The organism is Hydrogenophaga sp. (genome assembly GCF_018780075.1).
Lineage (GTDB): Bacteria > Pseudomonadota > Gammaproteobacteria > Burkholderiales > Burkholderiaceae_C > Hydrogenophaga.
In genome coordinates, this window is sequence record NZ_JADMKB010000144.1 from 1 (window position 1) to 8,530 (window position 8,530).

The window sequence follows — 8,530 nt, forward strand, 5'->3', positions numbered from 1 at the left end:
AGCCCGAGTAGCTGTTGAGCATGGACACCACCACCGGCATGTCGGCGCCGCCGATGGCCATCACCATGTGGATGCCGAACAGCAGCGCGATGGCGCTCATCACGAACAGCGGCACCATGCCGTCCTGCGGCGTCTCGGCCTGCAGAAACAGGCGGCCGAAGTAGACCACCGCGATCAGGCCGGCCAGGTTCAGCCAGTGCCGGCCGGGCAGCAGCAGCGGCTTGCCGCCGACGCGGCCCGAGAGCTTGCCGAACGCGACCACCGAGCCCGAGAACGTGACCGCACCGATGAAGATGCCGACGTAGATCTCCACCGCGTGGATGGCGTGGGCTGCGCTGTCCAGATTCTTCGACGCTTCGGGATCGACGAAGGTGGCGTAGCCCACCAGCACCGCGGCCATGCCGACCATGCTGTGCATCAGCGCCACCAGCTCGGGCATCTGGGTCATCTGCACGGTGCGCGCGGCGTAGAGGCCGATGGCCCCGCCGACCACCATGGCGCCGACGATCCAGGGGATGCCCACGGCCGTAACCTGCGGGCCGAACACCGTGGCCGCCACGGCCAGCGCCATGCCGACCATGCCGTACAGGTTGCCGCGGCGCGAGGTTTCCTGGTTGGACAGGCCGCCCAGGCTGAGGATGAAGAGGATGGTCGCGCCGATGTAGGAGACCGTGGCCAGACTTGCAGACATTCAGTGTCTCCTTCTTATTTGCGGAACATCGCCAGCATGCGCTGGGTGACGGCAAAGCCGCCGAACATGTTGATGGCGGTGAGCACCAGCGCCGCCGCGGCCAGGCCGATGATCAGCGTGTTGGGCCGCTCGGTGGCGTCGGCCAGGGGCGAGATCTGCACCAGCGCGCCGATGGCGATGATGGAACTGATGGCGTTGGTCACGCTCATCAGCGGCGTGTGCAGCGCGGGCTTGACGTTCCACACCACCATGTAGCCGACGAAGCAGGCCAGCACGAACACCGTGAAGTGCGACAGGAACGCGGCCGGCGCGTAGGCGCCCACCAGCGCGAACAGCACCGCCGTGACGCCGGCGACGATGGCCAGCTTGCCGGCGGGCATCGGCCCCGAGGCCTCACCATGACCATGGCCCTTCTTCGCAGTGGGCATGGCGGCGGGCTTGGCTGCCGGCTTGGGGGCCACGACCAGCGGTGGGGCTGGCCAGGTGATGGCCCCGTCTTTCACCACGGTCAGACCACGGATCGCGTCGTCTTCCATGTTGACGTTGATCACGCCGTCCTTGGTCTTGCACAGCTCTTCGCTGAGGCGGAACAGGTTGGTCGCGTACAGCGTGGAGGACTGGCGCGCCATGCGAGAGGCCAGGTCGGTGTAGCCGACGATGGTCACGCCGTGGCGCACCACCGCCTCGCCGGGCACGGTCAGCTCGCAGTTGCCGCCCTGCTCGGCCGCCATGTCGACGATCACGCTGCCGGGCTTCATGCTGCGCACCATCTCGGCGGTGATCAGCTTGGGCGCGGGTTTGCCGGGGATCAGCGCGGTGGTGATGATGATGTCCACCTCGCGTGCCTGCTTGGCGTACATCTCGCGCTGCGCTTGCTGAAAGCCTTCGCTCATGACCTTGGCATAGCCGCCGCCGCCCGAGCCTTCTTCCTCGTAATCGACCTTGACGAACTCGCCGCCGAGCGAGACCACCTGGTCGGCCACCTCGGCCCGGGTGTCGTTGGCGCGCACGATGGCGCCCAGGCTGGCGGCCGCGCCGATCGCGGCCAGGCCGGCCACGCCCGCACCGGCGATGAAGACCTTGGCCGGCGGCACCTTGCCCGCGGCCGTGATCTGGCCGTTGAAGAAGCGGCCGAAGGCGTTGGCCGCCTCGACCACGGCGCGGTAGCCGCTGACGCCGGCCATCGAGGTCAGCGCGTCCATCTTCTGCGCGCGGCTGAGCGTGCGCGGCAGCGCGTCGATGGACAGCGCGGTCACCTTCTTCGCAGCCAGCATCTGCATCAGCTCGGGGTTCTGGGCCGGCCAGATGAAGCCGATCAGCGTCTGGCCCTCGTGCATCAGCGCCACCTCGTCGGGCGTGGGGGCGCGCACCTTGAAGACGATGTCGCTGCCGCTCCACAGCTCGGCGGCCGAGCCGGCGATGCTGGCGCCGGCCTCGCGGTAGTCGTCGTCGCTGAGCTGGGCCAGCTCACCCGCGCCACGCTCCACCACCACGGCGAAGCCCAGCTTGACCAGCTTGACCACGGCCTCGGGCACGGTGGCCACCCGTTTCTCGCCAGGGAAGATCTCGCGCGGCACGCCAATGCGTTGTGGTGTCGGGGCTGCTGCGCCGGTGGCGGCTGTTTCGATCAAAGCGCCAGAAGTCATGAAGAGTCCTTGATGCAGGGCGTTAAAAAAGGTTGCGAGGCAGCTTAACCGACGACCGCAGACCCCCCGCCCTGCGCAAGCCCTTGTCACATAAGGGTTTGCACGGAGCCCGGTGACCGTCGCCCTCAGGTCATTCACCCGGAATTTCACGATGCGGCAAGACCTCCCGTTCAAAGGAACACCCGAACGGTCGGTCGGGATAATGCCAACCATGAACACCCGATGGAAACCCAGTGCCACCGTGGCCGCGATCATCGAGCGCGATGGCCGCTACCTGCTGGTGGAAGAACACACGCCCGAAGGCCTGCGCCTGAACAACCCGGCCGGCCACCTCGATCCGGGCGAGAGCCCCGAACAGGGGGTGGCCCGCGAGGCGCTGGAAGAAACCGCCTACCGGTTCACGCCCACGGCGCTGGTGGGCATTTACCTCTCGCGCTTTCAGCGCGCGGCCACCGGCGAAGACATCACCTACCTGCGCTTTGCCTACTGCGGCGAGCTGGGCGACTTCGATCCGCAGCGCCCTCTCGACACCGGCATCGTGCGCACCCTGTGGATGACGCCGGACGAGATCCGCGCCAGCGCCGGGCGCCACCGCAGCCCGCTGGTGCTGCGGTGCGTGGAAGACCACCTGGCGGGCCAGCGTTATCCGATGGCGCTGGTGCACACCGAGCCGTCTGTGACCGCCCCCGGTGGCGCCGGCCCTTTGACCCCGGCCACGCCGTCGATATGATCGTTGGCGTTTGGTGCCGCCGGCTCACACACCTTGGAACACCCCGCCACCCCGCCCCCGCTCAACCGTGACCTGCTCGACATGATGGCCCGCGGGGTGTCGGTCATCGTCAGCGCCTGCGGGCACGACCTCACCCCCAGCGTCATGCGGGCGCTGGGCAGCCAGGTCAGTGCGTCGGGCGACTTCATCACCGTCTACCTCGGCCAGCGCCCCTCGGCGCAGTTGCTGCGCGACGTGGCCGCCAGCGGCCGCATGGCGGTGGTGTTCAGCGAGCCCAGCACCCACCGCACGGTGCAGCTCAAGACCCACCACGCCCGGATGCGCGAAGCGCGCCCGGAAGACGCCACCGTGCTGCAGCGGTACCGGCTCGCCATGCAGCAGGAACTCGGTGGCCTTGGTTTCGGCCCGGCGTTCGTCTCGGCGATGTTCGCGCACACGCTCGACGACGTGGTGGCGGTGGAGTTCACGCCCGACGAAGCCTTTGACCAGACGCCCGGGCCACGCGCTGGCCAACCCCTGGGTGGGCCGGCCCCATGAGCGCGGTGGACCTGGCCGAGCTGCGGCCCTGTCTGGAAGGCGCGATACCGGCCATGATGGCCACTTGCGCCACCGATGGCACGCCCAATGTCGCCTACCTGTCCCAGGTGTTCTATGTGGACGAACGGCACGTGGCGCTGTCGTTCCAGTTCTTCAACAAGACGCGCAAGAACCTGCTGGCGCAACCATGCTCCACGGTGCTGCTGCTGCATCCGCTGACGGCGTGCTTCTACCGCCTGCACCTGCGCTACCTGCGCACCGAAGACAGCGGCCCGGTGTTTGAAAGCATGAAGGCCCAGCTGTCGGGCATCGCCTCGCACAGCGGCATGTCCCACGTGTTTCGCCTGCTGGGCTCGGACATCCACGAGGTGTGTGACATCGAGCGCGTGCCCGGCGACCCCTCGTCCGTGCCGTTGCCGCCGGCGCCCCCGCGCTGCAACCTGCTGGGCGCGCTGCGCCGTGGCAGCGCGCGGCTGGCGGCCTGCGCCACGCTCGACGCGCTGCTGGACGCCACCCTGCAGACGCTGGAGCAGGACCTGGGCGTTGCACACGCCATGGTCCTCATCCTTGACCCGGTCACCGAGCGGCTCTACACCGTGGCCAGCCGGGGCTACGCCACCTCGGGCGTGGGCTCGGAGATCGCGCTGGGCGACGGCGTGATCGGCGTGGCCGCGCGCGAGCGCACGCCGGTGCGCATCATGCACATGGCCAGCGCCGACCTGTACAGCCGGGCGCTGCGCGAGAGCCTGGCGGGCGACGGCAGCGCGGCGATCAGCACCGACATCCCCTACCCCGGTCTGCCCGAACCGCGCAGCCAGCTGGCGGTGCCGCTGCTCTCGGCCGGCCGGGTGCTGGGCGTGCTGTTCGTGGAGAGCCCGCTGGACCTGCAGTTCAGCTTCGAGGACGAAGACCTGCTGGTCACGCTGGGCGGGCAACTCGCCGCCGGCATCGACCTCATGCAGGACAGCGCCGAGCCCTGCGCCGATGCGCCCGGCCCGGAGCACACCGCCGCGCCCGTGAAGGCGCCGGCCGGCCCGCCCCTGCAGGTGCGCCACTACCGCAGCAACGACAGCGTGTTCGTCAACAACGCCTACCTGATCAAGGGCGTGGCCGGCGCCATCCTGTGGAAGCTGTTGCAGGACGGGCAGCGCCAGGGCCGCCGCGAGTTCACCAACCGCGAACTGCGGCTGGACCGCGCGCTGCGCCTGCCGGACGTGGCCGACAACCTCGAAGCGCGCCTGCTGCTGCTGCAGCGCCGGCTGGCCGAACAATGCCCCCAGCTGCGCATCGAAAAAACCGGCCGCGGCTGTTTCCGCTTCGACACGGCCGGCCCGGTCGAGCTCGAAGACATTGCGGGCTAAGCTCCCCCCGCCGCGCTTCGCGCGACCCCCAAAGGGGGCTGCACTGGCCGTCCGGCAAAGCCGGCCCGGCGGTGCCCTGGGGTGGGCTGCTTCGTGCGTGTCGGTTCGCGCTACGGCGTGGTGGACAGCTGTTACCTGACATTCGCGCGGCGTCAGGCCATCACCAGGCCGTCCACCGGCGCCAGACCCAGCCCCCGCGCCAGCTTGGCCCAGTCGCGCTCTGCCAGCTGCGCACGCGCCCCGTCCAGCACCGCCTGGAACACCGGGGCCGGTGCGCCCTGGCGCATGCCGCCCAGCAGCTCCAGCCGCTCCGGTGCGTTCAGCTGCGGCAGCATCCAGCGCATCACCAGCATCATCTCGGCCGGCGGCACCGTGGCCAGCAGACCGTCGTGGATGCCCACCAGCTCGGCGTCGCTGAAGGCCTGCCAGAGGGCGCCGTTGAGCACGGTCTCTTCGATGTGCATGTGCTGCAGGTTTTCGGCCACGAACAGCGCCAGCGCCAGGTACAGGCTCTGCAGCGCCGCCGCGCACGCGGCCGGCTCCTGCCCCTCCAGGCCGTTGGCCATCGTGCGGAGCCGCGCGATCTGCTCCAGATGCCCGAGGTGTTCGTCGGCCACGCCATCCACCACACCCGGGCTGCGCGCTTCGATGGCCGGGTGCACGAAGCCGTTCTCGTGGCGCACGTGCGCGACACACAGGTCCAGCAGCGTGCCCACGCGCTCCTGGGTGGCTGCCACCTCCTGCGCGTCGGCCGGGTCGGTCCGGCCCACGGCCAGCAGGGTGTCGGCCATCATGGCGCGCAGGGCCTTGTGGATGCCGGCGTAGAGGTTGACGCGGCCCGTTCCGGCCTCAACGGCCTGGGCGGTGGCGGCGACCTGCGCCAGTTCGTGGGTGTTCGATTGCATGGGATTCCTTTCGCGGGCCAGGCCCGTCTGCTTCGTGGTTGGCGGCAACGCACCATGCGTTGCCTGCCATGGAAAGCAGTCTAGGAACCGGCCCTTCGGCGCGCTGCTAAATAGCGCTTAAAGGAATCCTAAAAAAATCTTAAGCGCGCACAAAGGGACCCCCAATCAGTCCAGACCGCGCACGCGACCGCGCTGCTGCTTGACCTGGGCGCGCGTGGCCTTGCCTTCGAGCCGCCGCTGTTTGGAGCCGAACGTGGGTTTGGTGGGCTTGCGCGCCTTGGGCAGGGTGGCCACGCTGTCGACCAGCGCCTGCAGGCGCTCCAGCGCCTCGGCCTTGTTCTGCTCCAGGCTGCGGCTGGTCTGCGCCTTGATGACCACCACGCCCTCGGTGGTGATGCGGTGGTCGCTCAGCGCGAGCAACCGTTGCTTGATCGCCTCGGGCAACGACGAGGCGTGCACCGCGAACCGCAGGTGCACGGCGTTGGACACCTTGTTCACGTTCTGACCGCCCGCACCTTGTGCGCGGATGGCGGTGAATTCGACTTCGGAAGGATCGACGCGGGACATGCGCGGCAGTGTGCCACGCATCCAACGACCTGCCGTCGGGCCGCCCCAAGGCAGGTCAGCCCCTCCCTCTGGGGGCAGCAACCCGCGCAGCGGCGGAGCGTAGGGGCACCATCAATAGCGTTCTTTGACGCCCGTGACCATGGCCTTCAGCAGCCGGGTGCGCTCGATGCGCCCCATGATCAACGCCGACGCCGCGTGCAGCCCCACCAGGATGATCAGCGCTTCGCCGATCCCCTCGTGAAGGTCCTGCAGCCACTCTTCGCCCCAGTAGGCGTCGAGCCCCTGCATCCAGCCGGTCACGCCCAGCGCCAGCACCAGCCCCATGAGCGCCAGCATCATCAGCGCGCCCAGCGGGTTGTGCCCCCAGTGAAATTCGGCGTGACCCGAGAACATGCCACGCACGTGGCGCACGATGCGCCCCGGCGTCGGGAAAAAATCGGCGAACCGCGCGTGGCGCGATCCGATGAAACCCCAGACCACCCGCGCCAGCACCAGGGCCGAAGCGAGGTAACCCGCCCACTGGTGCACGGTCTCGCCATCGTCCAGCACAAAGCTGTTCATCAGCACGCAGACCACCAGGGTCCAGTGAAACATGCGGACGAACAGGTCCCAGACCGGTTGGCGGACTTCGGGGGTGGTGGTGGGCTTCATCGCTCAGACGAAATTACTTGGTTTCGAGGATGGCGGCGGTGGCGGGATCGAAATAGATCTCGACCTTCTTGCCGGCCTTGTCGAAGCCATAGATCTCGTAGCACTCGCCCTTGGAGACCTTGAAGGTCTTGATCTGGTAACCCTTGTCCTCCAGGCCCTTCTTGAAGGTGGCTTCGGGCATCCACTTCTCTTTGGGCACATTGCAGGTGGGGCCGGCCAGGGCCACACCGGAGGCAGCGATCAACAGGGCAGAGACGACAAACGCTTTCATGGAACATCCTTTTCAATAGCAACCCAGCAAGTGCTGGTGGGTGCATTGAAAGGGCTTCACATGAAGTGAACCTTAAGCGGCCGGTGTGAAAGTGTGACCACGCGTGAGCGCCGTTACAGGTGCGCTGCGGCACAAGGCGTCAGGCGCTGTCGGTGGATGGCCGGGCACCGCTGCGCCACAGCAGCAGCACGGCCAGCAGGGCCGAGGCGATCATCAGGAACAGGCTCACGGCGTTGAGCACCGGCGTCGCGCCCTCGCGCATGCGGCCGTACATCAGCACGGTGAGCGGCGCGTCCGAGCCCACCAGCATCAGCGTGGTGTTGAAGTTCTCGAACGACATCAGGAAGGCCATCGCGGCGGCGCCGATCATGCTCGGTCGCAGGTAGGGCAGCGTGATGGTCCAGAGCACCGCGAGGCGGCTCGCGCCCAGGTTGTAGGCGGCCTCTTCGAGCGTGCGGTCGAAGCGGCGCAGGCTGGCCGAGACGGTGAGCGTGGCGATGGTCACGATGTAGCAGAACTGGCCCAGGATCACCAGCGGCAGACCGGGCCGCAGGAAGTCCAGCTCCAGGCCCCAGGTTTCGTCGGCGAAGTTGGCGATGCGGCTGGCAAACGCCAGGATGGAGATGCCCAGGATCACGCCCGGAATCACCAGCGGCACCATGCTCAGCAGCGCAATGGCGCTCTTGCCTGGGAACTCGAAACGCTCCAGCAGGAAGGCGTTGCAGGTGCCCACGCCCACCGACAGCAGCGTGACCCAAACGGCCACCCAGGCGCTCACGCCGATGGCCTGCAGCAGTTCGGCGTCGAACAGCAGGCCGGTGCGCGCATCGGTGTTGGCGGTGAACCAGTCGAACGTGACACCCATCCACGGCGGGGTCGGGTAGTCGGCGTTGTTGAACGCGAACACCGCCACCACCACCAGCGGCACGAACAGGAACACGAAGAAGGCCGCGACAAAGGCGCCAAGGCCGAAACGCTGGACGGCGGGACGGGGCAGGCTGGGGATCATGGGCGTGCCTCTTTCATCACGAGGCTTTCATGACCGCACCGAAGCGCTGACCTGTGAGCCGCAACCCCACCCACACCAGCAGGCTGGACAAGGCCAGCAGCAGGAAGCCGAAGGCCGCGCCCTGGTTCCAGTTGAAGCGGGTGATGAACTGCGTGTAGATCT

General features: G+C 68.1%; 10 protein-coding genes. 3 read left to right on the forward strand and 7 right to left on the reverse strand.

Going from position 1 to position 8,530, the window contains the following annotated elements:
• On the reverse strand, nt 1-691 hold a 691-nt coding region (locus IV088_RS22360; RefSeq protein ID WP_291106366.1), incomplete at its 3' end, for an NAD(P)(+) transhydrogenase (Re/Si-specific) subunit beta.
• Between the two features lie 14 nt (nt 692-705).
• Nucleotides 706-2,337 carry a Re/Si-specific NAD(P)(+) transhydrogenase subunit alpha gene (locus IV088_RS22365; protein ID WP_291106367.1) on the reverse strand — a complete coding sequence of 544 codons (1,632 nt, stop codon included), beginning with the start codon at nt 2,335-2,337 and terminating at the stop codon, nt 706-708.
• Between the two features lie 211 nt (nt 2,338-2,548).
• Here IV088_RS22365 and IV088_RS22370 point away from each other — a divergent pair, with 211 nt between their 5' ends.
• The 3 genes from IV088_RS22370 to IV088_RS22380 are packed head-to-tail and all read left to right on the forward strand — an operon-like array spanning nt 2,549 to nt 4,965.
• Nucleotides 2,549-3,067, forward strand: a complete 519-nt coding sequence (locus IV088_RS22370) for an NUDIX hydrolase (RefSeq protein ID WP_291106369.1) — start codon at nt 2,549-2,551, stop codon at nt 3,065-3,067.
• A gap of 33 nt (nt 3,068-3,100) precedes the next feature.
• Nucleotides 3,101-3,604: a hypothetical protein gene (locus IV088_RS22375; protein ID WP_291106371.1), complete on the forward strand. Its 504-nt coding sequence runs from the start codon at nt 3,101-3,103 to the stop codon at nt 3,602-3,604.
• Nucleotides 3,601-4,965 (forward strand): GAF domain-containing protein, encoded by a 1,365-nt coding sequence (locus tag IV088_RS22380; protein ID WP_291106372.1) that lies wholly within the window; start codon nt 3,601-3,603, stop codon nt 4,963-4,965. Before IV088_RS22375 ends, IV088_RS22380 begins: the two co-directional genes overlap by 4 nt.
• A 152-nt stretch (nt 4,966-5,117) precedes the next feature.
• On the opposite strand, the gene IV088_RS22385 is transcribed toward IV088_RS22380, so the two are convergent.
• From IV088_RS22385 to IV088_RS22405, 5 genes are all read right to left on the reverse strand, one after another.
• Nucleotides 5,118-5,870 carry a hemerythrin domain-containing protein gene (locus tag IV088_RS22385; protein ID WP_291106374.1) on the reverse strand — a complete coding sequence of 251 codons (753 nt, stop codon included), beginning with the start codon at nt 5,868-5,870 and terminating at the stop codon, nt 5,118-5,120.
• Nucleotides 5,871-6,035: 165 nt separating this feature from the next.
• Complete coding sequence (gene arfB, locus IV088_RS22390; RefSeq protein ID WP_291106376.1) at nt 6,036-6,437, reverse strand: alternative ribosome rescue aminoacyl-tRNA hydrolase ArfB; 402 nt, start codon at nt 6,435-6,437, stop codon at nt 6,036-6,038.
• Between the two features lie 111 nt (nt 6,438-6,548).
• Nucleotides 6,549-7,088 (reverse strand): cytochrome b/b6 domain-containing protein, encoded by a 540-nt coding sequence (locus tag IV088_RS22395; RefSeq protein ID WP_291106378.1) that lies wholly within the window; start codon nt 7,086-7,088, stop codon nt 6,549-6,551.
• 13 nt (nt 7,089-7,101) lie between these two features.
• Complete coding sequence (locus IV088_RS22400) at nt 7,102-7,359, reverse strand: PepSY domain-containing protein (protein ID WP_291106380.1); 258 nt, start codon at nt 7,357-7,359, stop codon at nt 7,102-7,104.
• A gap of 139 nt (nt 7,360-7,498) precedes the next feature.
• Nucleotides 7,499-8,368, reverse strand: a complete 870-nt coding sequence (locus IV088_RS22405) for an ABC transporter permease (protein ID WP_291106382.1) — start codon at nt 8,366-8,368, stop codon at nt 7,499-7,501.
• Nucleotides 8,369-8,530: the final 162 nt, after the last annotated feature.